This is a genomic window from Longimicrobium sp. (genome assembly GCF_036399255.1).
In the GTDB taxonomy this organism is placed as follows: domain Bacteria; phylum Gemmatimonadota; class Gemmatimonadetes; order Longimicrobiales; family Longimicrobiaceae; genus Longimicrobium.
Map to the genome: position 1 here is coordinate 12647 of NZ_DASWNM010000045.1, position 25831 is coordinate 38477.

Here is a 25831-nt window from a genome sequence, read left to right on the forward strand (position 1 = left end):
GCTCGCAACGAAGCGGTGACTTCCCGAGAGGGTGTTGCCAAACCCCCGAACTCACAAAGAAGCGATGACTTCCTGAGGGAGCGCACCACGTGTGACCCGATTCCACACAACCGCCTGCGCGCGACCGAAGGACCTGCTCTCCGGCGAGGCGGGGCCGGCTCCATGCCGCGGAACCAGCCCCGTCGTTCTGCCTGCGAGGTCCTTCGGTCGGCGCCATGGTGCAGTGTACAAGCGTGTTACGGCGCGGCGCCTCCCTCAGGAAGTCAATCGCGCTGGGAGGTTTGGCAACAACCTCTCAGGAAGCCAATCACGGGGCGAGGTCCAGCAACACCCTCTCGGGAAGACAAAGCTCCAGGTGCATTCTTGAGCACGCTCTCAGAGTGTGTTCAAGAATCCCTGCGCTCGCGCCCGTCTGTCATTTCGAAGGAGGCGCCACACCGCACCATCGGCTCGCACGAAATCCTGCGCGCCGACTGAGAAATCTACTGTCTGCTGCTGGTGCCCCGCCGCACCGCTCCGGCACTGGCCCTGTCCGCCCGTGTCGTAGCCGCAAGGTAAGTACGGGCTGCCGCGTCTGACCTCCAGCAATCCGAGAGTAGATTCCTCGGCCCTGCAACCTCTGGTGTGAAAGCAGGCTACGGCGTGGCCGGGCCTCGGAATGACAGCGCTGGTGGATCTGCCTGGATGCGCAGCGTCCGATTCTCAAACACGCTCTCAGGAAACCAAAGCGCTTGCGTCAGGAACCCGGAAACTTCAACACGCTTTCCTACAGTTCCTGGCTCGTGGGGCGGAACAGGATCTCGTTGATGTCCAGCTCTTCCGGCTGGCTGACCGCGAAGGCGACGATCCGCGCAAAAGAGTCGGCCGGAACCCCGACCTGTCCGACGTAGTCCTGGTTCGCCTTCTGGATGTCCGTCTCGCTGATGTGGTCCAGAAGCTCCGTCTTGACCGCTCCGGGCGAGATGATCGTCGTGCGGATGTTGTAGGCCTTCACTTCCTGCCGCAGTCCCTCGGACAGAGCCCGCACGCCGAACTTGGTCGCCGAGTAGACGGCAGAACCGCCAAAGAGCTTGTGGCCCGCCACCGACGAGAGGTTGATGATGTGCCCCGACTTCTGCTCCTTCATGTGAGGGAGCGCCGCGGCGATGCCGTACAGCACGCCCTTGAGGTTGACGTCGATCATCCGGTCCCATTCGTCCACCTTCAGGCGCTCCAGGGGCGAGAGCGGCATGATGCCGGCGTTGTTGATCAGCACGTCGATCCGGCCGTAGCGCTCGACTGCCGCGTCCACCAGGCGCTGTACCTGTCCGCGGTCGGTGACGTCGGTCTCCACGGCGAGCGCCTTTCCTCCAGCGGCCGTGATCTCCTCCACCAGCGCCCGCAGTCGCTCGATCCGGCGCGCGCCCAGCACCACGGCGGCGCCGACCGCGGAAAGGTGCCGGGCAGCCGCCTCTCCCATCCCGCTGCTGGCGCCCGTGATCACGACGACCTTTCCTTCGATGCTGTTGCTCATGATGATCTCTCGTTCTCGTGATGCGTCCGTCGATCAGAACCGCGTGCGGCCACCGCGGCCACCCTTTCGGAGGATGAAGCTAGGCAAGAGATTGCATCTGATAAATCGGACAGTGGTTCGCACCCTGATGCCTGTGGGTTGACAATGGCAGATGTGACGGACGGCGTCCCGGAGTTCGTCGCGGTGGTGGAGGCGGGGGGATTTCGCGCCGCCGGACGGCAGCTGGGGGTCAGCGGCACGGCGCTGAGCAAGACGCTGCGGCAGCTGGAGCAGCGTCTGGGCGTCACGCTCCTGCTGCGGACCACGCGCAGCGTGCGGCTTACCGAGGCGGGAGAAACGTTCTACGCCGCGTCACGCCAGGCGCTGGACACGCTGCGGACCGCCGCCGAGGCGGTGGGCGAGTTGGCGGATGCGCCCCGGGGGACGATCCGGCTGAACATCAGCAGCGGAGCGGAGGGGTTCCTGCGGGGGGCCGTGCTCGCCGGGTTCCTCGAGGCGCACCCCGACGTCCAGCTCGACATCATCGTCGACGAGGACGTAAGCGACATCGTGGCGGCAGGCTACGATGCGGGAATCCGGCTGGGCGAAGTCATCGAGCAGGACATGATCGCCGTCCCCGCGTCCGGCCCGCAGCGGCTGGTGGTGGTGGGATCGCCGGCGTACTTCGCGCGGCACCCGCGGCCGGAGCACCCCCGCGACCTGGCGGAGAACGCGTGCATCAACTGGCGGCCGGGTCCGGATGCCCCGCCCTACCGCTGGGAGTTCACCGAGCCCGGCGGCGGCGACTTCTCCGTCGCGGTCCCGGCCCGCGCCATCGCCAACGACTTCTCCCTGATGATGCGGCTCGTCACCGCGGGGCTGGGGCTGACCATCGGGATGGCGGACGGCGTGCATCCGTACCTGGACCGCGGCGAGGTCATCGCCGTGCTGGAGGAATACTGCCCGCCGTTCGCGGGCTACTACCTGTACTATCCCCAGCGGCGGCAGGCCTCCCCCGCCCTCCGCGCGCTCATCGACTACCTGCTCCAGCTGCGGCAGGCGCGCTGAGGCCGAGCGCCGGCAGTGACGGAGACATGGGATCAGGCGGAGGATGCGAACGTAAAGGGCGAGGGACGCGAAGGGGGGCTGCCCCTCCGCGTCCTCGTTTCCATCGCCGCGTCCCGCGCGCGGTGCTTTTCAGCTGACGCCGTAGGGCGTGGCGACGTACGGCGACGCGCCCACCGTTTCCACCAGCATCAGCACCGCCAGCGGATTTCCGTTGTACTGCTGGTTCATGTACAGGAGGGGAAAGACGTACCCGCCGGCAGCCGCATCGGTCAGCAGCGGGTTCGCGATGTCACCCGCGCTGCCGTAGAACGCCATGCCGGGGAAGTTCGTCAGCTTCGTCCCATCGAACTCCAGGGTGAAGGTCGTCGAGGCGGTGGTACCCTGGAGCTGGAGCTGGACGATCAGGCTGCCCGTGTCGCCGCCGTTGAGCTGCAGGGGAAGAGGCGCGTTGCTGTCCTGCGCACTCGCCCACGTACCGGGATTGAGCGTGTAATTCCCCTGCGCACCGACGAGATCGATGTTGCCGGGGATCTGCACGTTGATCGTGCGGCCGGTGTTGTTGTACACGTCGAAAAAGAAGCCTTGCGTGCTCATGGTGTTCTCCTCGTAAAGGCGGCGCTGCCGCGTATGTGTGTGTCGAGATGGAGTTCGTTCCTGTCCCACCCCCAGCCCAGGGCCGAGCGCAGGTCCTTGTTCCCGGGCCCTTTCCGGGGACCCGGGCGCGAGATCCCGGCCGATGGGAGCCGAAGCCCGGCGGCGGCCGGATGGAGCGGCGCCGGGCGTGTCCCGGCACTTCTCCGGACGATATACGGCCGGGAGAAGGAGGCCCCCGGATCCCGGCGGAGCCATCCGCCCAGCTCGCGTGGCCGCAGTCCGGGCTGCCGATGTCGGTGACCGGCGCCGCGCCGGCAAGGACGCGCGTGCGGATGTCTTCCCGCGGAACGGTGGCCTGTCCCGTCCGCGGCACGCCCGCGATCACGAACCCGTCGTCTCCCGCCATCGGCCAGCCCTCATCGAGTGAGTCCGGGGACGGGCGCACCCACGGCGCCCGGTGCGCGGCGACCGCCGCATCACACGCCGGCAATCTGGGCACGTGGCATCAATGGACTCACCGCGGGCGCATCATCGCCGCGGCTATGACGCGAATCGCCTCCGTCCGCGCGCCGGACAGCGTGTCGGGCTGGTGCGGTGAGGGACGAGCCGGGGCGGCTGCGCGCCGGTCCGTGGATGTCGCCTCGCGCGGGCGATCCACGGACGGGCGCGGGACGAAGGCACGAAGCGAGGGGAGGACAGTCCGGCGTCGGCCCTCCCTCCCCACACGTGTCGGCCTATTTTACGCGGATGGGGCGCGCGCCTCGTCCAGGGCGCCGGGGAGCCGCCGGTAAGGGCCGATATGGGGAGCTCCAGCGGCGGCATTGAAGCGCGAGTGGACAGGAGTATGATGCGCTGCCCGCCACCTTTGCGCGGGGCACGACGTCCGCCGCGCCCCGCGCACTCCTTTCCTTGCGAGCCGTCATGAACGAGCACCATCCCTCCCCGTCCCACCCGTCCCACCCGTCCACCCCCGCGCCCGCGCTGGACTGCGGCACGTTCAGGCGCATCGCCGACTGGGCCTCGGGGATGGTGGACGAGCCCCTCTCGTTCCAGTACGGCCTGTCCGGGCAGCTACGCGTGGGCCGGCCGGCCGGCGACCGGCCGCTGCACGTGCCCGCGTTCACGAAGGACCCCGCCCGCAGGGTGGCGTCGCTCCTGCTGCAGACGGAACACGGATCGGTGGAGCTGGTGGATGGAACGGACGCCGTGTTCTGGAGCGAGGCGGCCGTGGAAAAGTTCGTGCTCCCCGGCTACGCCGCGCTGGCGGCGGGAAGCGCGGCCCCGGCGCTGGCGCAGCTGATGGGGGTGTGGGCGGGAAAGACGGAGGGGGTGCAGGTGGTGGCGCTGACGCACTACGCCCGCCCCGCGGAGCCCGGAGCCACCACGCTGGCCGACACCCTGGGGGTGGTGTACGTCCCCGGCGGCGGCGCTCCCACCCGCACCACGCTGGCCGCCTTCATCGCCCGCTACCGCCCGGACCTCCAGGCGCCCGTGCTCGCCGTGCCGAACCCCGCCGCGCCGGCCCCGGCACAGCTCCCGCTGGCGCAGGACAATCGCCTCGGGGAGGGGGAATACGCCCCGTCGTGCCTGGAGCTGCGGGTGATGGCGGAGTGGTCCAGCTCGCTGCGCGGCGCGTCCGCCTGGTTCGTCTACGACGCCACGCGCCCGCCGGACCTCGCGAACCCCTACGCCCGGGTCGCGCGGCGGCTGCGGCAGCCGGCGCCGATGCCGGGGACCGTGGTGATCCCCGCCTTTACCCAGCCGCTGGTCCCCGGCCGCGCGCCGGTGCGGGGCGTGGACGTGGTCCCGGACGGCGCGCCGGAGGCGGCCAGGATCGGGGCGCGGGCGGATGCGGTGTTCTGGAGCACGGGGGCCGTGGAGCACCTGCTGATGCCGTACTACGCACGGGTGTACGGCGGCCAGGCCCTGGGGGAGATCCGGGAGCTTTACGAGGCGTGGTGGCACAACCGCCCGCGGGGCGAAGCGGCGGACGCCGCGGCGGCGGGCGGCGTGGAGATCTACGCCTTCATGCACCTGCCCGACAGCATGTGGGTCCCGGCCCAGGAAGAGGGGCCGGAGGTGTCGCGCTCGGTGTCGGACGTCACCGGCGTGGTGTTCACCGGGCCGGAGCACCCGGACCAGGCGCGGATCCTGACCCTGCGGGAGTTCCTGCGGCGGCATCCCCGCTGACCAGGCCGCGCAGCAGGGGCACGCGCAGCACCATCGGGCGCAGGGCCGGGCGCGCCACCAGGTACTCGCGGATGCGCGCCCGCGCCCCCGCACGGTCGCCCAGCAGCGCCAGGACGTACGCCTCGTCGTACGCCAGCGCCACCGGCGACTGGGGGTCGCCGGACGCCGCGGCGCCCGTGCGGCCCCGCTGCACCTCCAGCCGTGCCCGCGCGGTGTCGCCCGCCCGCGCCGAGACGGCCGCGGCGACCATGCGGCGGTAGATGGGGGCATAGGCACGCCCGTCCGCGGCGGCGCGGGCGGGCGGGTCCAGCTGCTCCAGGTCCGCCACCAGCCGCCAGGCCAGCGCCGCTTCGGGCGCGCGGGACGCATCCGCGCGCAGCAGCGTCAGCCGGCACTCCACGAAGCGCCAGTCCCCGGGAAAGAGCCCCGCCCCCTGCGCGCACACCTCGCCGGCCAGCCGGTAGTCGGCCCCCCGCAGCGCGCCGAAGAACAGGCCCAGCAGCATACGGTCGGCGTCGGCCAGAAAGGCGTCGGCCCGCAGCGCGTGGCGGGCCGCCACGCCCGCCTCGGCAAAGCGGCCCCGGGCAAGGAGCAGGCTGCTGAGCACCGCCCAGGCCTCCGCGCGCGACGAATCGGCGGCCACCGCCGCGCGCAGGTCGCGCTCCGCCTCCTTCAGGTCGCGGTCGGCCGCGCCCGGCTCGGTGCGCCGCAGGGCAAGGCTCCAGCGGGCCGCCCCCCGCAGCTCCAGCGCCTCGGGGCGGCCGGGGTCGCGCTGGAGCACGCGGTTGGCCAGCGCCTCGGCCGTGCGCAGCCGGTCCGGCCGGGCAGGCTGGTCGAGCATCTCCGCGGCGGCGATGGCCACCCACCCCCGCAGCACCGCGGGCCGGCTCCAGTGCGGGTCCGCCGCCTGGGCCGCGGCCAGCAGCGAGTCGGCGCGCGCCAGCAGCACCCGGGCGCCGGCCGCGTCGGCGGGGTCGCGGCTGCGGGCCACGTCGGCGGCGTCGTCGCGCACCTCCCCGGCACGCAGCACCAGCCGCAGCGCATCGGCACTCCGGGTCTCCGCCCCCGCCTCGCGCAGCCGCACCTCGCGGCCCAGCCGGCGCCGCAGCGACCGGCTCACCTCCCGGGCCAGCGCCCCCTGCAGCGCGATCACGTCGCCCATGTCACGGACGATGACGCGGCTCTCCAGCTCGGCGAGCGTGCTGGCGTCCACCAGGTGCACGGCAACCTGCACGCGGTCGCCCGCGCGCTGAACGCTCCCCTCCACCATGCTCCCCACGCGCAGCCGCGCCGCCACGCTGTCCAGCGGCAATCGGCCGTCGCGGTACGGCTTTACCCCGTTCCGCGACACCACCTCCAGCCCGTCCACCTGCCCCAGCTCGTGGATGAGCATCTCGGTGAGCCCGCGGGCCAGGTACCCCAGCTCGCCCGCGGGCGAGTTGTCCTCGAAGTACATCACCGCCACCCGCCGCGGATCGTAGCGGGGCGGGGCCGCGGCCGGGGGGCGCAGCGCCAGGAGCAGCGCCACCGCCAGCAGCAGCGCCGCCCACGGGTACGCCCTCGCCCGCCGGCGTCCGCGCGCCGGAGGGGACGGGGGCGCGGCGGCGCCGGGCGGGCCGGTGCCGCCGCTGGAGCGCGCCGGGACGGGCGCCGCGGAAGCCTCGTGTCCAGGCGGGGAGCCGGCGTGGGGAACGCGCTCCGGGACTCCCGCGGCCGGACCGGCCGGATCAGCGGCTTCTCCCGGCGGCTCCGGAGCGGGCGCCGCGGCGGAGTGCCGCGGGAGCGGCGGCGGCGGGACCGGGGCGGGGACCGCCTCGGCCCGCACGGCCGCGGCGAACTCCAGCAGCTCCGCGTCGGGCGCCACGCCCAGCTCCTCGCGCAAAAAGGCGGCGTGCGCGTTCACGTGGCGCAGCGCGGCGGCGCCCTCTCCCGCGGCGCGAAGCGCGCGGGCCAGGCGCAGGGCGACGCGAGAGCTGTACGGATCGTGCGCCGCCAGCTGGCGCCACCACTCCGCCGCCTCGACCGGCTCTCCGGCCGCTTCCGCCGCCTCGGCCAGCCCCTGCACGGCACGCGCGTACAGCCGCGCCAGCCGGTCGCGCTCGCCGTCCACCCAGCGCTCGTACTCCGGCGCGTCGGAGACGTGGAATCCGTACATGAACGGGCCGCGGTACAGCCGCGCGGCCTCTGCCGCGCGCCCCTCGTCCAGCGCCCGCTCGAATTCGTCCACGTCCGTCCAGGCGTGCCCGGGGCTCAGCCCCACCTCGCCCGCCAGCAGCACGAACACGCCGTCGCCCAGCTCCTTGCGCAGCACGTACAGCGCCTCGGAAAGGGAGTGGCGGGCCGAGTCGGCGGGGAGCTCGGACCAGAGCAGCGCCATCAGCCGCTCGCGGCCGACGGGCCGTCCACGCGCGGCGGCCAGCACCGAGAGCAGGGCAAGGCGCCGCTTGTAGGTGGCCCGGCCGCGCATGGGCCCGCCGGGTCCGCTCAGGAGCGGGTCGCCCAGCATTTCGATGCGGATCACGGAGGATGACAGGCGGGGTACATGAAGAACCGGCCGGAACAGGAATGGATACCGCGTCCCATGTTAAACGCGCGTTCCGGGCGAACGCAAGCGCGGCAAGGGCGTAGCGACGCGCACCCGGGCGACCCGGGCCGACCTGCGCACGCGCCTGGACGCGATGCTCGTCGCCGGGATGCTGCGCGTGGCCGCGTCGGAGTGGCCCAGCGCGTCGGCGGCGGAGTGCCGATCGGCGAGTACTGCGGCAGATGGTGCGTTCACTCGCTCACGGGCTGATACCAGATCCGGAAAAACAACACCTTCAGGGTACAGAGGAACAGAGTCAAACAGAGAAAGCGAGTGGAAGCATGATCTCGTTTCCTCTGTCTGACTCTGCTCCTCTGTACGATCATTCTTTTTCAGGATCTGGTATGAGCGTCGCGTCGGCTGAAGATCGCTGAACGGGCGGAGCCGATCCGGCGGCGGCGTTTGACGTGCGCATGACGGCGGAGCGGTTCTTGTCGGCGATGAGGCACAGTGCGATCCCATCCCCGCCGATCAACGAACCCGGGAATCGCCGATGTCTCCCAGCGGTCACGGTTGCACCGTCGCAATCACGACCCCGCTTTCGCGGTTGCGAGCCATTGTGGTTCCTACCGCATCCGGAGAACACCTGTCATGTGAGGGAGCCCATGGTGCGCCAGCCGTCAGGGTAATGATTTTGTAAAGCTTTTGGGCGGATCGGCTTGCGAATGTGGGGACGTTCCGCGTGGCGGGACCGCCGGAAAGCGAAGTGTCGTCCAGCAATGGCGCCCCGGAACGTGGCCGAGGCCCGTCGAAAGCGCTCACCCACTTGCACCGGTGGTCGTCGAGAAAGCTCCTTTCGCTCCATTTCCCTTGCTGGCGCTTTCGGCCGCGCGCCACGACACTGTACGCCGCGCGTTCATCAACAATGACCAGGAGAAACCCCATGCGGCGAGCGGTGCTGGGTGCGGCGGGCGGAATCGTCCTCATGCTGGTGGTGGCTGGCCCGGCCGCCGCGCAGGTCGTGAACCTGTGGCCCGGCGTGGCCCCCGGCTCGGAAGGGTGGACGCAGGAAGAAAAAACGTACGAGAACACGCCGGTGGGAACGGTGATCCAGAACGTGGCGACCCCCACGCTCACGGCCTACCTTCCCGACCCGGCCAGGGCCACGGGCACCGGCGTGATCATCGCGCCGGGCGGCTATTTCGTCGCGCTCGCCATCAGCCTGGAGGGGGACGACGTCGCGCGGTGGCTGCAGGAACGCGGGATCGCCGCGTTCGTGCTCAAGTACCGCATCCTGGAAAAGCGCCAGGAGGGCGTGCCGGGGCCCATGAACATGGATTCCGTGGGCCGGTACGGCATGGCGGACGGCATCCAGGCCGTGAAGGTGGTGCGGCGGCATGCGGCCGAGTGGGGCGTCTCGCCCGACCGCGTAGGGGTTCTGGGATTCTCCGCCGGGGGAATGGTCGCCGGCGCAACCCTGCTCCAGGCAGACTCCGCGGCCCGTCCGAACTTCGCCGCGATGATCTACGGCGGCCCGTTCGGCGCCATGCCCGACATCCCGCCGGCTCTGCCTCCCATCTTCATGGCGTGGGCACAGGACGACGCCGTGGCGCTCGCCCCGGTCGTTCGCTTCTACGACGCGCTGCGCTCGGCCGGCCACAGGCCCGAAGCCCACATCTTCAGCGCGGGCGGCCACGGCTTCGGCATGCGGCGGCAGGGCACCAGCAGCGACCGATGGATCGACGCGTTCTACGGCTGGATGGAAACGGGGGGATTTACGCGCGCGGCGAACCCGCCTCGCTAATCCCGGTTTCCCCAAATGGTTGTGGCGTCCAAGTCATCCGCGGGAAAGGATCACGCGGAGGACGCGGAGGAACAGATGAGCCGCGGAGGGGCTTCGATGCGTCCTCCGCGGCTCTTCGTTTTCCTCCGCGTCTCCGCATCAACAGGGTCGAAAAGGATCAGCCCCGCGGAGCGGTGGAGGTCACGGCTGGCGAAGGAAGTCGCGCACGAGCTGGAGCACTTCGTCGGGGCGGTGGAGGAAAAGGTGATGCCCCGCGTCCATCTCCACCACCCGGCCATCACGCACGCCCGACCGGAGCTGCTCCATGCCCTGCCGCCGCCAGGCCCGGCCTTCCCCACCCTCCGCCCGCTCATCGGCGACCTGCTCCATCTGCGGCAGCGCGGTGCGCGGATCGCGGGTGAGGCGCGTCAACGGACGATGGCCCGGCGCTCGGTCTGGTCGCGCATCCCCAGGAACTCGCCCACCGCGGCCAGCGACTCGATGTGGTCGCAGAAGATCTTGAAGGTGGCCAGCAGCGGAACGGCGACGAACGCGCCCGGCAGCCCCCAGATCCAGAACCAGAACGTAAGGCCCACCAGCAGCGCCACGGGGTTCAGCGCCAGCTTGTGCCCCATCAGCATGGGGCTGACGAAGTTGCCCTGGATGACGTTGATCAGCAGAAAGGCGCCGGGGACCAGCAGCGCCTGGCCCACGGTGTCGTAGACGGTGAGCGCCGCCAGGGTCAGGATGGCGGTCATGATCAGCGCGCCCAGGTACGGGATGAACTCCAGCACCACCACCAGGGCGCCCCACAGCAGGGGGTTGGGCATCCCCAGCCCCCACATGGCCAGCGTGACCACCACGCCCTCGCTGAGCGTGATGGCGAACGTCGTCAGCAGGTAGGTGCTGATGGACGCCTCGGTCTTGCGGGCGATCTCCACCGCCTTGCGCTTGTCGCGCACGTTGGGGAGCACCTTGATGAGCTTTTGCAGGAACAGGTCGCCCGCCGCCAGCAGAAAGTACAGCAGGATCAGCACTTCCAGGGCGGTGACCAGGAACCGCTGCGTGGTGCCGAACACCCGCGCGATCAGGCTGGGCTGTTTGACCACCACTTCCTGCGCCTGGCCGGGCCCCGCCACGGCGCCCGCGGACCGCTCCACCTGTTGCGCCGTCCGGCTGGCGCGCTCCAGCGGCTGGAGCACCGTGCGAATCCTTGCCTGCGCCGTGGCGAACGTCTCCGGCGCGCTGGCGGCCCACCGCTGGACGGGGCCGGACAACTCGTACCCCGCGAACCCCACCGACGCCAGCAGCCCCAGGATGATGAGGCCGGCGCTCACCGGCGGCGGGATGCGGAACCGCGCCATCGCCCGCACAACGGGGCTGAACAGAAAGCTGAGCAGCAGCGCCACCACGATCGGCAGCAGGAACGGCCGCGCGAAGTAGAGCGTGTAGAGCAGCGCGAGCACGGTCAGCGTGGTGACCCCCGCGGACCGCCCGCGCGTGCTGTCCATCGCCTCGCCCGTCCTGGCCAGGTCGGGCTTCGGCGCACCTGCTTCCACCGGGACCGCGTCCGCCGCGGGGTCCACGTCCGGCGTGAGCACGGAGTCGCCGCCCGGATCCTCTCCGGGCAGCTTCCGCCGCTCGTCAGGTGAATCTGCGTGCATGGTCCATCGTCGGGGATGCGAGCTGTAGCGGTCCCGGTCGTACCTGTGCACGAGTTGCGCCCCGTTTCGCCGCCGCGCGGCCAGACACCGCACGGAGCCCGCGGCTCCGGCAACGTTCTGCGCGCAAAGTCCATCCAACGAAACACGGGCGGGCAGCGCCGTGCGCGCGGACGTGCACGCGGGCCATCAGCCCTCCTGATCCCGCTCCCCATCACAGGCCTTGACTACTCGTGTAGTCACGCATATCATGGTCACGTGACGACACGTGTAGGCACCCTGCCGCGCGCCTCGTGACGACAAGTGTAGACAACCATGGAACCTGAATCCACCATCGGCGACCAGGAGCTGGCCCTGGTGCGGCACATCGCCGACCGCGGCAGCGCCAGCGTCGCGGAGGCCGTCGACGAGTTCGGCAGCAGCCGCGGGCTCGCGCGGTCGACCGTGCTGACGATGATGGAGCGGCTGCGGAAGAAGGGGTACCTGTCCCGCCAGCTGGCGGATGGCGTCTTTCGCTATCGGGCCTGTGCCTCGTCCGCGGACCTGCTCAAGAACGCGGTGCAGCGGTTCGTGGAGCGCAGCCTGGACGGGTCCGTGTCGCCGTTCCTGGCCTACCTGTCCGAGGCGCCCGAGCTCTCCGACAGGGAGCGGCAGGAGCTGGAGCGCATCGTCGCGCGCCTGGACGCCGCACAGCGAAAGGAGGGCTGATGCTTTCCCTCCTGGTCCGCGCGTCGCTGGAAGGGGCGGTGCTCGCCGCCGGTGTCTGGCTGGCCTGCCGGGCGCTGCCGCGGCTGTCGCCCGGCGCTCGCGCCCTGCTGTGGTGGTGCGTGGCGGCCAAGTTCGTCGTCTCGCTGGTCTGGCTTTCGCCGATCGGGGTGCCCGTGCTTCCCCGCGCCGCGGCGGAGGCGCCGGGCGCCGAGGCGGGCGTGACCGCCGCCACGCCCCTCCCACCCGCGCGGGCCGGCGACGGTGCCCGCCCCGCCTTCCCGCCGGCCCGCGATGCCGGCGCGCCGGAGATCCCCTGGACCGCCATCGTCGTCGGCGCGTGGGCGCTGGGGCTGGGCCTTTCGCTGCTGCGGACGCTGCAGAGCTGGCGGCGCACGCGGGCGGTGGTCGCGCGGTCCCTGCCCGGCGGCAAGGGGCTGCACGCGATCGTCCGCGAGCTCTCGGGCCGGCTTGGCCTGCGCCGGACGGCGGACGTCCGGGTGTCGGCGGAGGTGGGGACGCCGCTGGTCATCGGCGGGCGCCGGCCGGTGATCCTGGTGCCGGCCGCCGCGTTCGCCGCGCTCGCGGCCGACCAGCAGCGCATGGCGCTCTGCCACGAGCTCGCGCACCTCAAGCGCGGCGACGTGTGGCTGGGCTGCGTCCCGGCGGCCGCCGAGCGCTGCTTCTTCTTTCACCCCCTGGCCCGCCTTGCCGCCCGCGAGTACGCGTTCTGGCGCGAAGCCGCCTGCGACGAGGCCGTTCTCACCACGCTGGGCGCATCGCCGCAGGGCTACGGCCGCATGCTGCTGGCGCTCGGGGTGTCACGCCGTACCGCCACGTTCTCCGCCGCGGGAGCGGCGTGGTCGTTCCAGAACCTCAAACGGAGACTCACCATGCTGAACCGCACCTCTTCGCCGTCGCGCCGCGGCCGCGTTCTCGCCGCCGGCGCGGTGGCCCTGGCCATGCTCGCGATCGTTCCCATCCGGGCCGTGGCGCGCTCCGCCGCGCCCGCGGCGCCGTCCCCGTCGCGGACCGCCGGGGCCCCGGAGGCCGCGGCCACGCGTGCAGCGTCGCCGGCCGCGCGCGCCGATGCGCCGGCGGCCGTCACGGCCGGCACCGCGAAACCCGGCGACCGGCGCTCGCAGGAGGAGCTTCACTTCGTGCTCTTTCGCGGCGACCGGAACACCACGGTGAACGGAAGCACGAGAGACATCGACCGCGCGCGGCGCCACCGCCGGCCGGGTGAGCACCTGCTCTGGTTTCGCTACGCCGGCCGGGAGTACGTCGTCCGCGATGCCGGCGTGCTACGCCAGGTGGACGAGCTGTGGGAGCCGGTGGGGCGCATCGGCGAGGAGCAGGGCAGGATCGGCGCGCGGCAGGGCGAGATCGGTGAGGTGCAGGGCCGCATCGGCGCGCAGCTGAGTGAGATTGGCGCGCGGCAGGGAAGGCTCGGCGAACGCCTCGGTGTCCTCGGTGCGCGCCTGGGGGCCCTGGCCGCCCGGGAGGCCGCGGGAGCCTCGGACGCCGAGCGCCGCGCCATGGAGCGGGAGCGCGAGGAGCTGGAAGAGGAGTCGCGCCGGCTCGAGGAGCAGATGGAGGCGCTGGACGAGGAGATGCGCCAGTTCGACCCGCCGATGGACGACCGCGGCGGCGAGATGGAAGCGCTGGGGCGGGAGATGGAGGCGCTCGGCGAGCGGATGGAGGCCGCCGCGGAGCGCGCCAACGCCGGCATGCTGGCGCTGGTCCGCCGCGCGATCCAGGACGGCGCGGCGGTGGCCGTCGAGTAGCAGAGCGCGGATCCCGAAAAGAACGGGTCCACGCGGAGGACGCGGAGGGACGAAGCAAGGACGCGGATGAAAGCCTCATCCGCGTCCTTGCTCGTTGCCACCGCGTCCTCCGCGTGATCGTTCGTATACCGGATCCGCAATGGATACAACTGGCAAACGGCGTCATTCTGAATCTGGTCTCCGGGCAGCTCCCGCCGCCGCTCGTCAGGAGAGTCTGCGTGCATGTTCATCCTCACGGGATACGGGCTGTCGCGATCCCGCCATCCCTGTGCACCGGTCGTTCGCTTCTACGACGCGCTGCGCTCGGCCGGCCGCAGGCCCGAAGCCCACATCTTCAGCGCGGGCGGCCACGGCTTCGGCATGCGGCGGCAGGGCACCAGCAGCGACCGATGGATCGACGCGTTCTACGGCTGGATAGAAGCGGGGGGATTTGCACACGCGGCAAACACGCCTCGCTGACCAGCCGTATCTGGGAAACACGATCACCGGGATCCCCCAACCCCGCTTTTGTGGATTCACCGAACCCGGCGGCAACGGCTTCCCCGTCGCGGTCCCGGCCGTGCCTGGACCGCGGGGACGTCGTTTCCGTTCTGGGGGGATTTGCCCGCCGTTTTGCGGAGACGCGAGAAAAATCACGGCGGACGGAAAGGCCCCTCCGTGCGGGAACGCGGAGGGGCCTTTCTGCTGCGGGGGTGGGGCCGGCTCAGGGGATGATGCCGCCGCCTCCTCCGTCGCCGCCGCAGTTGTAGTACGCGGACCCGGTGGCCGTCGCGCCGTTGCTGTCGGTCACCGTCGCGTACACCTGGACGAAGCTCGTGCTCCAGCAATGGGGGTACGCGTAGCTGTACCCACTCGCGTCATACGCCTCGTCGGCGTTGCTCCAGGTGAAGCTGTACCCGGCTTCACTGCCGCCCGAGGCGCTGGCGTCGCAGTATCCGCTGTACACGTCGCAGTTCACGTACACGCTCAGGGGGGTGGAGCCGGGAGGGGGCGGCGGGCCCGGGATGAACCCGGAGTAGACCACCCGGTTGGGCGAGTTGTTGCCCCGGTTGCTCACCACGTCCCACGTGCCGTTCTGGTCGATGGCGTACTGCACGTCCACCGGCTGCGAGCCGGGAATCCATTCCAGGTACATTGCCGCGATCCCCGCCACGTGGGGCGCCGCCATGGAGGTGCCCGACATGGTGGTGGTCCCCGTGTCGCTGCCGTACCAGGCCGAGGTGATGTTGGTCCCCGGCGCGAACAGGTCCAGGCACAGGCCGTAGTTGGAGGTGGAGTTGCGCGTGTCGCTGGAGTTCACGTTGCCCACGATGAGCGCATCGGTGATCCGCGCGGGCGAGTAGTTGCAGGCGTTCGCATTGTTGTTGCCCGCCGCGATCACGTACGTCACCCCGGCCGCCATCGAGTTGCGCACGGCGTTGTCGAGGGCGGTGTTGGCCGGGCCCCCCAGGCTCATGTTGGCCACGGACAGCGTAGCATGGTTGGCGGTCACCCAGTCCACGCCCGCGATGACGCCGCTGGTGGTGCCGTTGCCGTAGCAGTCCAGCACGCGCACGGAAACGAGGGTCACACCCTTGGCCACGCCGTAGGTGGCGCCGCCCACGGTGCCGGCCACGTGCGTGCCGTGCCCGTTGCAGTCGCTGCCGTTGCCGCCGTACACGTCGTACCCGGGGACGGCGCGCCCGCCGAACTCCGTGTGCGAGTAGCGGATGCCAGTGTCCAGAACGTACACGGTCACCCCGGCGCCCGTGCGGTTGTACGTGTACGAGCTGTTCAGCGGCCGGTAGCGCTGGTCGATACGGTCCAGCCCCCACGTGGGATACCACTGCGTCGTCGTGGTGGAGACCACCTCGTCGGCCGCGATGTAGTCCACGTGCGGGTTGTTGCGCAGGGCGGTGAGTTGCCCCGCGTTCAACCGCGCCGCGAAGCCGTTGAGCGCGGCGCTGTACACGTGGCCCGGCGAGGCGCCCACCGCGGCGGCCGCGGCACGGGCCGATGCGCCTGCCTTGAGCACCACGATGTACTGGTCCTTGACCGAGCCGGCCTGGGGGGCGGCCGCAAGCACCTCCGACGCGGCGTCCGGCGACACCGAGGTCACGGAATCCGTGGAGCACGCGGCGAGCACCAGCCCGGCCAGCAGGCCCACGCACCGTACCGGCCGTACGTTACAAACCTTCCTACTCATGGAGCATCCTCTTGTTTAAATAGGTTGGAAAGGTGAGAGATCTGCACCCAACATAATCACTCAACCTCGGCGGCGCCACCCACCTGTTTATTCAATCATTCGATTCACGTTTCCACCGATTTGTCCAATGCGTATTGATAAATCGTCCTATTTCACCGCACGTAAACATTCTGAACATGGGATGAAGTCGGTGTGTCACAGGCGGTTGAGAATCTTCTTTCTTGCCGCTTTGCCATGTCCGTTTTGGTGCGGTTGTTCTGCGCGAATGCCAGTGACCGAAACCGCGAATGCCTGTGACCGAAACCGCGCTGCATTTCGCGCAGGGGCAAAAGCAGCGGACGCGGAGGAACCCGGTAGTCCTCTACGTCCGATCGACATTCCACCCCGCGCACCCTTGGGGAGCCGTGACGAACCTGCAGCGCGCCTGACGATCCACTGCATCGGGCGGCGGAGTACCAGGTACGGCGCGACGCAGCGGCACGCACTGCGGATTCGACGCCTCTCACCTGGTGCGGCGCAACGGGCGCTGGATGCTGCGGAACATCAGCGACACCAACTGCGCTCCAAAACGTGGTCCGGGCCGGTCAGGCGCTCTCTCACACCTGGAACCGATGGTTGTCAAGCAAAGCTCCTTTCGATTCCATTCTCCCAGTGGCGCTTTCGTCCGCGTGCCCAAGACCGTAACCCTGCCACCCTGCCTTCATCACGGCGGCGCTGTTAGAGCCGCAGTTGACGGCGGAGCGATTCAGGTGGCAGCATGAGGCGCAGTGCGGCCGCGCACTCGATCTCCCGCCGCGAACCAGCGAACCCAGGAAAGGCCGATGTCTCCCAGCCGCCGCGACTTTCTCGCGACCTCCGCCGCCATCGCCGCCGGCGCCCTCCTCGGCCGGCCGCTGCACGCGCTCGCGCCGCAGCCGCCGCAGGCGATGCCGCCGATGCAGCAGGCCAGCTTCACGCCGATCCGCGGCAACGTGGGCACGTTCACCCTGCGCGGCGGCACCGTGGGATGGCTGGTGAATCGTGGCGGCGTGGCCGTGGTGGACACGCAGTTCCCCGCCGAGGCGCAGACGCTGCTGGCGGGGCTGCAGGAGCGGTCGGGCAACCGCGGCGTAGACGTGCTGCTCAACACGCACCACCACGGCGACCACACGGGCGGCAACGGCGTTTTTCGCGGAGTCGCGCGGCGCGTCGTGGCGCACGGGATGGCGGACCAGCACATGCGGCGCGCGCCGCAGCCGCCCCAGCAGGCGCAGCAGGGACAGCAGCCCCCGCAACCGCAGCCGCAGCCCGCGCAGCAGCAGCCGACGCAGCCGCCTCCGCCGCCGCTGTACCCGGACCTCACCTTCACCCACAGCTGGTCCAGCGAGGTCGGGGGCGAGCGCATCATCGCCAGGCACCACGGGCGCGCGCATACCAGCGGCGACGCGGTCATCACCTTCGAGCAGGCGAACGTGGTGCACATGGGCGACCTGGCCTTTCACCGGCGCCACCCGGTGGTGGACCGCGCCGCCGGCGCCTCGATGCGCAACTGGGCGCGCGTCCTGGAGCACGTGGTGAACGGGCACGCGCGCGACACCATCTACATCTTCGGGCACGCGGGAGAGGGGCTCCCCGTCACCGGGAGCGCGGCCGACCTGCTGCAGTTCCGGGACTACCTGGGCGCCGTGCTGGCGTTCGTCGAGCGGCACGTGGCGGCGGGCCGCCCGCGCGAAGAGGTCCTCGCCATGCGCGCGCCGCTCGCCGGCTTCGAGGCATGGGGCCCGTTCGGGCAGGCGGGTGCGCGCGACCCCCTTACCGTGGCGTACGAAGAGGTGACCACCGGAGCGTAGTTCCCGCCTCGCGCCCGGCGTGATCGGGATGCACGCCGGGCGCCAGTGCCCCGATCGGCCCGGGTTGACCATCGCGATGGAAACGGGGTGCAGCCCGGCACCCACCGGTTCATCGAGAGCGGGGGTGCCCCTGGCAGTCTCCCCGTCAAAGAAGAAGTGATCGATGGCCGCGATCAGGAGCGCAGTCGCGATGCCGAGCGCCACGCTCTGCAGTGCTCGGCGGCCCAGCCCGTCGCGGTGCTGCCGCGAGAGCGTCACGAGGATGAGCGGAGCGCGCCCGGACCAATTGCCTGAGAGGGTGTTGCCAAACCTCCCGGCGTGATTGACTTCCTGAGGAAGGCGCCGCCCCGCAACTCGCTTGTACACCGCACCCTGGCGCCGACCGAAGGACCTCGCCAGCAGAACGACGGGGCGGGTCCCGTGCCCTGATCTGGCCCCTGCGCCACCGAGACGAGGTCCTTCGGTCGCGCGCAATCGGTAGTGTGACTTCTGGTTGGACGTGATGCGCTCCCTCAGGAAGTCACCGCTTCGTTATGGACTATGGTTCAGCAACACCCTCTGAGGCTGAGAGTGTGTTTAAGAATCCCCTGCGCTCGCGCCCGGATGTCATTTCGAAGGAGGCGCCACACCGCACCATCGGATCGCACGAAATCCGGCGCGCCGACTGAGAAATCTACTGTCTGCTGCTGGTGCCCCGCCGCGCCGCTCCGGCACTGGCCCTGTCCGCCCGTGTCGTAGCCGCGAAGCAGGCACGGGCTACCGCGTCTGCCCTCCAGCAATCCGACAGTGGATTCCTCGGCCCTGCAACCCCTGGTGTGAAAGCAGGCTGCGGCGTGGCCGGGCCTCGGAATGACAGCCCTAGTAGATCTGCCTGGATTCGCAGCGTCGGATTCTTAAACACGCTCTCATTTCCGGCCGTACCTACGATACCGGGCAGTCATGGCGGTTCAACTCCAGCGCGTGCGTGGCACGCGTCCCTTCCCGAGCAAGGAGTTTTCCATCGTGAAGCGTATCGTATCCACCTCGGCCGCTGCGCTGCTGTTCACCGCCGCGGACCTTGCGGGCCAGGCCCCGGCCGTGGCGGGGATCGAGCCGGGAACCCGGGTGCGCGTGACGGGCGTGGACCGCCGGGTCACCGGCGACGTGGCGTTCGCCGACGCGGACTCCGTGGTCGTGGCGACGGAGTACGGGCGTTCGGTGCTCCCCGCCGCGTCCATCCGGCAGGTGGAGGTGAGCAACGGCCGCGACTGGTTCAAGGGAGCCCTCGAGGGCGCGGCGACAGGTGGCCTGGCGGCAGGCGCCGTGTTCGGCGGACTGGTCCTGCTGCAGGGCGGCGACGCGGGGTGGACGGGGCTGGGGGCGGCCGTGGGCGCGGTGCTCGGCGCACCCGTCGGCTTCATCATCGGCGGCCTGTCGGGCTCGGAGCGGTGGGAGCACCACTTTCCCACCGCCGCGCCGGCCGCTTCCGGCGGCGTGGCGCTCGGCCTCAGCATCCCGCTCGGCTGACGCGTCCGCGCATACCGGCTCCGGCAACAGAATGGTCGTACAGAGGAACAGGGCAAGACAGAGAAGCGAGCTGGACATCATCTTGATTCCTCTGTCTGACTCTGTTCCTCTGTACCCATGACGGTGTTGTTTTCCCTGGATGAACGACGAGGCGGGCCGGAGCGTGTTGCTCCGGCCCGCCTCGCGCATCATCCACCCCTACCTGCTTCCGCACTTCCGCACTTCCGCACTTCCGCACTCCCGCACTCCCGCACTCCCGCACTCCCGCACTCCCGCACTCCCTCAGGGCTGGAAGTTGTACCCCAGCTTCAGGAAGAACGTCCGGCCGGTGGGGGTCAGGTCGATGGAGTCCAGCCCCAGGCGGTCGTCGGTGTAGCCGGCGAACACCACCGTCTGCGGGTTCACCTTGTAGGCGAACAGCAGCTGGGAGAACAGCGTGCGCTGCTGGTCGGGCACGGGAACGGTGAACAGCGTGGGGGTGAAGTCGACGTCCTGGTACTGCACGATGGCCCGCACGAAGGTGCGCACGTTGAAGTGGTACACCGCCCGCGCCTGCGACAGCCCCACGTTCAGGATGCGCGCGCGGCTGGCGGCCGTGTCGCCCTCCTGCGTGTTCAGCCGCTGCAGCGTGTGGCTGAGCCCGATGGCCAGGTGCCGCCCCAGGCGCAGGTCCACGCCCGGCGCGATCTGGAAGATGTTGGCCTTGCGGTTGTTGGTGACGTCGATGTCCTCGCCGATGCGCCCCGAGATCGAGAAGGTGGCGCGCTGCGTGGGGCTGATCTGAAAGGTGGGACGCAGGTCCAGCAGCTCGTAGGTGTTGCCGCGGAAGAACTTGCGGTTGTATCCCAGCCCCACGTTGGCGAACGACTGCATGGGCCCGTTGTACGTCACCACGCCCGCCAGGCCGCGGTCGGTCTCGCGCCCGTCGTGGTCCTCGAAGCGCTCGGCGTAGCCGAACACCGCCAGCCGGCGGTACCAGTTGCCGGGGGCGCCCCAGAACGAGCGCTCCACCTGCAGCACGCCGCCGCGCAGGTCGGTGCGGGGGATGAAGCCGGCGTCGGCGCGAAAGTCCTCGCTCACCTCCTGCACGTCGACCGACGCGAACCAGTTGCGGCTGGCGTGCGTGAGCTGCGCGTAGAAGTTGTTGCCGCCAAAGCCGCCCTCCGGCTGCCCGAAGCGCGACACCACCGAGTCGGGGTACTCCGTCTGCGACCGCGTGGCCTGAAAGCGCAGAAAGTTGGACTGGCTGAGCTGCATGAAGCCGTCGATGCCGCCCACGTGGTTGGAGTACTCGTCGCCCTGGCGGCCGGTGTACACCACGCCCAGCGCCGACGAGGCGCCCACGTCGCGGCGGTAGCGCAGCACGGCGGTGCTCACGTCGTCGTCCAGCAGCGCCTGGCCCGTGGCCTGGTTGCTGGGGAAGAGCAGCGAGGTGTAGCGGTCCTGCGTGGCGAATGCGCCAAAGGCGCTGCGCCCCTCCTTGCCCGAAACCTTGAGCCCGCCCACCGGCTCCACGATGGAGCGGGTGAACACCACGTTGCGGGGCGTCGCGAAGAAGTCGGCGCCCTCGAGGAAGAACGGGCGCTTCTCGGGATAGGCCAGGGCGAAGCGCTCGTTCACCTCGAGCTGCGCCACGTCGGCCTCGACCTGCGAGAAGTCGGGGTTGATGGTGGCGTTCAGCGCCACGTTGGGGGTAATGCCCCACCGCCCGCTGATGCCGAACTCCGGCTCCACGTCGCCGCTGTTCAGGCTGCCCGCGGGGAACTCGGTCTGCAGGTCGGACCGGCGGGTGGTGAGCGTGGGGGTGAGCTCCACGTCGTGGCCGGGCCGGATTCCCTGCAGGCCGGTGAGCTTGTCGGTCTGGCACAGCAGGCACGACTCGTTGCGGTTGGTGGGGTGGCTGCGCAGCCGGTGCACCACGTTGCGCGGCAGCGTGCGCTGCACGATGAGCCCCCACGTCTGCACGCTGCTCCCCGCGGGAAAGCGCAGCGAGTTGAAGGGGATGGCCGCCTCGACCACGTACCCGTCGGCGGTAAGCCGGCCGGCCGAGGCCCAGATGGCGTCCCAGGAAAAGTCCTCGCTCTTTTCCAGCTCCGAGTAGGTGGCGTCCATCTGCACGCCCATGGGGTTCACCCGGAACTGGAAGGCGCGCCGCTGGTCGTTGAACGGGTCCACCACCAGGGTGACGTGGTCGTCGCCGGTGGCCGCGTCGCGGTCGGTGTAGTTGGCGCGGATGCGGTCCGGCTGCTCGTCGTACGCGCGGCACCCCAGGTACAGCGCCGAGCGGTCGTAGGTGATGCGGCAGTCGGTGCGCACGGGCGCGGCGGTGTTGTCGCCGGGAAAGTACTCGTACGGCACGTCGATGGGCGTGGCCGCGGCCCACGCCGCCTCGTCCAGCTGCGCGTCGACCCGCATGGCGTCGCTCGCGGGGACGGCGGTGAAGGTGCGCGGGCCGGGAAGCGGCTGCGCGGCCGGCGCGGGGGCCTGGGCGTGCAGCGCCGTGCCCGCCAGCGCGGCGGTGAGCGCGGCCGCCGCGGGGTACCGCCGTAGGGCCTGGGACAGCGACATGTGAAGCGTCTCCTGGATGTGCGCGTTCAGGCGCGGGTCGAGGTAAGGGCAGGTTCGGGCACGGCGTCCTCGGGGCAGCGGGACGCCGGGGGGGCCGCACGGTCCGCGGCGTCGGCCGCGGCGTGGGCGTGCGCGGGGCACTCGGCCGGAACGGCGCCGGGGACGGCGTCCCCGGCCGCCTGCACCGCTTCGCGCACCACGGCCTCGCCCGGCATGGGCAGGCCGAAGGCGGCGGCGGCCAGGCGCACGTCCTTGATGATGACGGGCGGAATGCGGTCGCCCTGCAGCCGCAGGTACGCCGACATGAAGTCTTCCCGGTCGCGCAGGAACACGAAGTCGGTGGGCACCATGTGGCGGATGACCAGCATGGGCAGCGGGCAGTGCAGCGGCCGGAAGTTGGCGTTCCACAGCGCGGCCTTGTCGGGCGGGCCGGGGTGAAACTCGCCGATCATGATTCCGTGCGGCACGTACTCGGCCTTGAGCCGGTCCTGCGTGGCCTCGATGAGCGTCTTCCACGCCTCTTCCGGCAGGTCGGGGAAGATGATGTTGACGGTCTTGTACTGGGCCTGCTTCGGCTCGGTGGGCGGCATCTCCATGAACCAGTCGCGGTAGGCGCGCACCACCTCCTCCACGTCGTCCAGGCGCAGCTCGGCGCCGCGGATGACGGTGAGGAAGAACAGGTTGCGCCGCAGCGACGGCTGGGTGAACGGACATACCGCGCCGGTGCGCCCCAGCTCGGGGTGCGGCCTGCACAGGTAGTCCGTCGCCCAGTTCACGATGGTGGTGAGCGGCTCCAGGTTCTCCTGGACCTGCGGCGGCTGCGGGGTCTCCCGGAAGTCGGGGAGCTCCACCAGGTACAGCCGCGGGTCCGTGGGATGGATGCGCATGGCCGGTTACGATCGTCCGGAAAGTGCGGAAGAGTCTGCGGCCGCGCCAAGCCGGGGGCGCGGGCGGAGCGGCGTGCCGGACGGGCCGGACGCGCCGCCTGCATGCGCGAAGGCGTGTGCCTTCGCGGTGTTCGGGGCCGCGGGGGGGCGGCGGAGCGCGCTCACGCGCGCCTCGCGGCCTGGACCACGCGGTCCGTTCCCGCCGGGTCCTCGCGCACGGTGGCGGGGTCGAACCCCGCCGCCGCCAGCCACCCGGCGATCGCCTCCGTCGGGTAGTTCTGCGCGCCCTGCAGGTGGTACATGTTCAGGCTGAACGTGTGCATGAACGCGTCGGTCACGGCGTCGGCCGGGCGGCGCTCGGGGTCGTACTCCTCGACCACCAGCACGCGGCCGCCGGGGACCAGCGCGTCGTGCGCCCGGCGCAGCAGCGCGGTGTTCCCCTCGGCGTCCAGCCCGTGCACCACGCGGCACAGCAGGACGGCGTCGTACCCCGTCCCCAGCGGCTCGCTGAGAAAGTTGCCCGCGCGCAGCTCGATGCGGCCGCCCAGCCCTTCGGCGGCCACGTTCTCGCGCCCCACCTCCAGCGCGCCGGGAAAGTCCAGCACGGTGGCGTGCAGCTGCGGGTGCGCGGCGCAGAAGGCGGCGGAGTACAGGGCGTGGCTGCCGCCCACGTCCAGCAGCCGGCGCGTGCCGGCCGGGAGCGCGGCGGCCTGGACGATGCCGGGGCCGGCGGCGCGGGCCATCCGTCCCAGCATGGACTGGAACGAGCGCAGGATGCGGGGGTTGCGCTCCAGCCAGGCGTACCAGTCGGTGGGCGGCTTTCCCTCGGTCAGCGAGCGCTCCAGCGACGGCCACAGCTCGAAGAGGAGCGCGTCCCAGAACTCCAGCGTGTCGGCGAACGAGGGCTGGTCGCCGCGCACCAGCCAGCGGGCGGACGCCGCGCTGTTCTCCCAGCGCTGCGTTCCGTCGCCGTTCGCGTGGGGCCGCACGTAGCCGTGGGCGCGCAGGGCCTCCAGCAGCAGCGCCACGCCACGGGCGTGCGTGCCGGTCTGCTGGGCGATCTCGTCCGGGGTGAGCGGGCCCTGCGCCAGCGCCTGGAAGATGCCCAGGCGCGCGGCGGCGGCGGCCATGCGCAGCGCGGCGGCGCCCAGCAGGTCCAGCATGGGAGCGGGACCCGCGTGCGTCTCGAACATCGCCTGGTGCTCGTCGGGCGAAAGCTGCAGGGGCATCGGTACGGTTCTGCGTCAGCGTGGGATCAGGAATTCCTGCAATCCAGACTGCATCTGTGCGTCGTCCATCGTGCGCGGCCCGCGCCGCCCATCCACCCGGAGCGAATGAATTCGCCGCGGGAAAGGCGCGAAACCCGCCTTCGCGGATTGTGGCCGCGTGCCCTCGGGCGTTTCTACCGGCCCCTCACCATCCGAGGCGAGGTCCTTCGGTCGCGCGCCGGGTCCCCCGGTCGGGACGGGGTCGCGCGGCGCTCCCTCAGGAAGTCAGGCCTCGCGGTACGTTGCCCGTTTGTGGCGGCAACACGCGTGTCCCTGCCGGCCTCCTCCCGGGCGATTGAAATCGCGGCTGGGGAAACGCGATGTCGGCCTTCGCCGACGGGCTCCGGGAAGCGGAGGGCGCAGTGCGTGAATACAAACAGGCACGACCCCTTCACCCCTTCACCCCTTCACCCCTTCACCCCTTCACCCCCTCACGCCGTCGCCACCATCTCGCCAGACGCAACGGGCTCCGCCGACTCCGCAGCCCCCGCCACAGGCTCCTCCTCCAGCCCGCGGATCTGCGCGCTGCCGTAGGCGAGGACGGCGGTGGCGGCCAGCACCAGGCCGCTGATCATGAACATCAGCGCGATCCCCCGCCCTTCGCCGGTGCCGATCAGGGCGCCGACCGTGCCGGCCAGCGCGCCGCCGGGGGCCATGGCGGGCTCGAAGACGCCGTCGGCCAGCGGGCCGGCCAGGAAGTACGACAGCGGCAGGGTGATCAGGCTGAGCATGCGCACGGTGCTGAACACGCGGCCCTGCACGTCGGGCGGGGTGCGCGTCTGCAGGATCACCGTGAAGGTGGCGCCCACGATGGGGATGGTGAACAGGAACGCCGGCGCCACCACCGCGATCAGCCAGGGCGAAGGCGTCAGCCCGTGCGCGGCCAGCACCAGCCCGGCCAGCACCACGAACCCCAGCATCCCCCGGATCCGCCGCTTGGGGCCGCCCCACGCGCCCATCGCCAGGCTCCCCGCCAGCATGCCGCTGCCGCCGGCGAACATCAGCCACCCCAGCGCGCCCACCGAGGAGAACGACAGGATCAGCGGCTGCACCAGCACGCTCACCATGCCGATGAAGAAGTTGAAGAAGGCGAACAGCGTGGTCAGCCACATCAGCCCCGGCCGCTCGCGCAGGTACGTCCACCCGTAGCCGGCCTCGCGCCGCAGCGAGCCCCGGGCGGCGGCGCCGGCCGCGCTGACCTCGGGACGGGGGATGCGCACGAAGGCCAGCGCGATGACGGCGAAGGCAAAGGTGGCCAGGTCGATGGCCATCACCCCGCCCACTCCCACCGCCGCCACCAGCCCCGCGGCGATCACCGGCGAGATGATGCCCAGCGACTGCCCCGTCTGCACCAGCCCGTTGGCCCGCCCCAGCTGCTCCTTGGGGACCAGCAGGGTGAGCGACGCCGAGTAGGCGGGGTTCTGGAAGGCGTTGCAGGTGGCGGCAAAGGCGGTGGCGGCCCAGATGTGCCACACCTGCAGCGCGCCGGCCGACCAGAGCAGCGCCAGCGCCACGGTGCTGAGCGCCGCGCCGAAGTCCGCCACGATCATCACCATGCGGCGGTCGTGGCGGTCCACCAGCGCCCCGGCCAGCGGGGCCAGCACGATGGAGGGAAGGGTGGCGCAGGCGGCGATGAGCGCGAACTGGGTGGCGCTCCCCGTCTCCTGGTAAACCCACACGCCCAGCACGAACCCCGTCAGGCTGCTGCCCACGGTGCTGACCACCTGGCCCAGCCAGATGATGAAAAAGGTGCGCAGCCCGGCAAGCTTCTGGATCATGCGTGT

Annotated in this window: 18 protein-coding genes; 8 read left to right on the top strand and 10 right to left on the bottom strand. The window is 70.9% G+C overall.

Features of this window, described 5'->3' with window-relative positions; all coding sequences use genetic code 11:
* Window positions 1-766: 766 nt before the first annotated feature.
* Window positions 767-1513, bottom strand: coding sequence for an SDR family oxidoreductase (locus tag VGC13_RS07465; RefSeq protein ID WP_331124605.1), 747 nt, complete (start codon window positions 1511-1513; stop codon window positions 767-769).
* A gap of 144 nt (window positions 1514-1657) precedes the next feature.
* Here VGC13_RS07465 and VGC13_RS07470 point away from each other — a divergent pair, with 144 nt between their 5' ends.
* Complete coding sequence (locus VGC13_RS07470) at window positions 1658-2560, top strand: LysR family transcriptional regulator (RefSeq protein WP_331124606.1); 903 nt, start codon at window positions 1658-1660, stop codon at window positions 2558-2560.
* Between the two features lie 129 nt (window positions 2561-2689).
* Here VGC13_RS07470 and VGC13_RS07475 read toward each other — a convergent pair whose 3' ends face one another.
* Window positions 2690-3154, bottom strand: a complete 465-nt coding sequence (locus VGC13_RS07475) for a hypothetical protein (RefSeq protein WP_331124607.1) — start codon at window positions 3152-3154, stop codon at window positions 2690-2692.
* A gap of 921 nt (window positions 3155-4075) precedes the next feature.
* On the opposite strand from VGC13_RS07475, the gene VGC13_RS07480 reads away from it, so the two are divergent.
* A complete protein-coding gene (locus VGC13_RS07480) occupies window positions 4076-5344 on the top strand; it encodes a hypothetical protein (protein ID WP_331124608.1) in 1269 nt (422 codons plus the stop codon).
* On the opposite strand, the gene VGC13_RS07485 is transcribed toward VGC13_RS07480, so the two are convergent.
* Window positions 5271-7865 carry a BTAD domain-containing putative transcriptional regulator gene (locus VGC13_RS07485; protein ID WP_331124609.1) on the bottom strand — a complete coding sequence of 865 codons (2595 nt, stop codon included), beginning with the start codon at window positions 7863-7865 and terminating at the stop codon, window positions 5271-5273. The two genes, VGC13_RS07480 and VGC13_RS07485, sit on opposite strands and share 74 nt — an antisense overlap.
* Before the next feature lie 946 nt (window positions 7866-8811).
* On the opposite strand from VGC13_RS07485, the gene VGC13_RS07490 reads away from it, so the two are divergent.
* Window positions 8812-9672: an alpha/beta hydrolase gene (locus tag VGC13_RS07490; RefSeq protein ID WP_331124610.1), complete on the top strand. Its 861-nt coding sequence runs from the start codon at window positions 8812-8814 to the stop codon at window positions 9670-9672.
* 180 nt (window positions 9673-9852) lie between these two features.
* Here the strand turns inward: VGC13_RS07490 and VGC13_RS07495 are convergent, their stop codons facing one another.
* Window positions 9853-10083: a hypothetical protein gene (locus VGC13_RS07495; protein ID WP_331124611.1), complete on the bottom strand. Its 231-nt coding sequence runs from the start codon at window positions 10081-10083 to the stop codon at window positions 9853-9855.
* A complete protein-coding gene (locus tag VGC13_RS07500; protein WP_331124612.1) occupies window positions 10080-11315 on the bottom strand; it encodes an AI-2E family transporter in 1236 nt (411 codons plus the stop codon). The genes VGC13_RS07495 and VGC13_RS07500 overlap by 4 nt, the downstream gene beginning before the upstream one ends.
* Window positions 11316-11627: 312 nt before the next feature.
* Between VGC13_RS07500 and VGC13_RS07505 the strand changes: the two genes are divergently transcribed.
* From VGC13_RS07505 to VGC13_RS07515, 3 genes are all read left to right on the top strand, one after another.
* Window positions 11628-12020: a BlaI/MecI/CopY family transcriptional regulator gene (locus VGC13_RS07505; RefSeq protein ID WP_331124613.1), complete on the top strand. Its 393-nt coding sequence runs from the start codon at window positions 11628-11630 to the stop codon at window positions 12018-12020.
* The gene (locus VGC13_RS07510) at window positions 12020-13804 is read left to right on the top strand and encodes a M56 family metallopeptidase (protein ID WP_331124614.1); all 1785 of its coding nucleotides are present in this window, start codon (window positions 12020-12022) and stop codon (window positions 13802-13804) included. Before VGC13_RS07505 ends, VGC13_RS07510 begins: the two co-directional genes overlap by 1 nt.
* 222 nt (window positions 13805-14026) lie before the next feature.
* Window positions 14027-14263 carry a hypothetical protein gene (locus VGC13_RS07515; protein ID WP_331124615.1) on the top strand — a complete coding sequence of 79 codons (237 nt, stop codon included), beginning with the start codon at window positions 14027-14029 and terminating at the stop codon, window positions 14261-14263.
* 244 nt (window positions 14264-14507) lie between these two features.
* On the opposite strand, the gene VGC13_RS07520 is transcribed toward VGC13_RS07515, so the two are convergent.
* Complete coding sequence (locus tag VGC13_RS07520; protein ID WP_331124616.1) at window positions 14508-15989, bottom strand: S8 family peptidase; 1482 nt, start codon at window positions 15987-15989, stop codon at window positions 14508-14510.
* A gap of 821 nt (window positions 15990-16810) precedes the next feature.
* On the opposite strand from VGC13_RS07520, the gene VGC13_RS07525 reads away from it, so the two are divergent.
* A complete protein-coding gene (locus VGC13_RS07525) occupies window positions 16811-17818 on the top strand; it encodes an MBL fold metallo-hydrolase (RefSeq protein WP_331124617.1) in 1008 nt (335 codons plus the stop codon).
* Window positions 17819-18820: 1002 nt separating this feature from the next.
* Window positions 18821-19324: a hypothetical protein gene (locus VGC13_RS07530; RefSeq protein ID WP_331124618.1), complete on the top strand. Its 504-nt coding sequence runs from the start codon at window positions 18821-18823 to the stop codon at window positions 19322-19324.
* Between the two features lie 282 nt (window positions 19325-19606).
* On the opposite strand, the gene VGC13_RS07535 is transcribed toward VGC13_RS07530, so the two are convergent.
* The 4 genes from VGC13_RS07535 to VGC13_RS07550 all read right to left on the bottom strand — a co-directional run bounded on the left by VGC13_RS07535 (window position 19607) and on the right by VGC13_RS07550 (window position 25825).
* Window positions 19607-21892, bottom strand: a complete 2286-nt coding sequence (locus VGC13_RS07535) for a carbohydrate binding family 9 domain-containing protein (RefSeq protein ID WP_331124619.1) — start codon at window positions 21890-21892, stop codon at window positions 19607-19609.
* A gap of 26 nt (window positions 21893-21918) precedes the next feature.
* Complete coding sequence (locus VGC13_RS07540) at window positions 21919-22779, bottom strand: DUF6875 domain-containing protein (protein ID WP_331124620.1); 861 nt, start codon at window positions 22777-22779, stop codon at window positions 21919-21921.
* Between the two features lie 161 nt (window positions 22780-22940).
* On the bottom strand, window positions 22941-24008 hold the full coding sequence (locus tag VGC13_RS07545; RefSeq protein WP_331124621.1) for a methyltransferase: 1068 nt from the start codon (window positions 24006-24008) through the stop codon (window positions 22941-22943).
* A gap of 470 nt (window positions 24009-24478) precedes the next feature.
* Entirely contained in the window at window positions 24479-25825 is a 1347-nt protein-coding gene (locus VGC13_RS07550) for an MFS transporter (RefSeq protein ID WP_331124622.1), read from the bottom strand.
* Window positions 25826-25831: the final 6 nt, after the last annotated feature.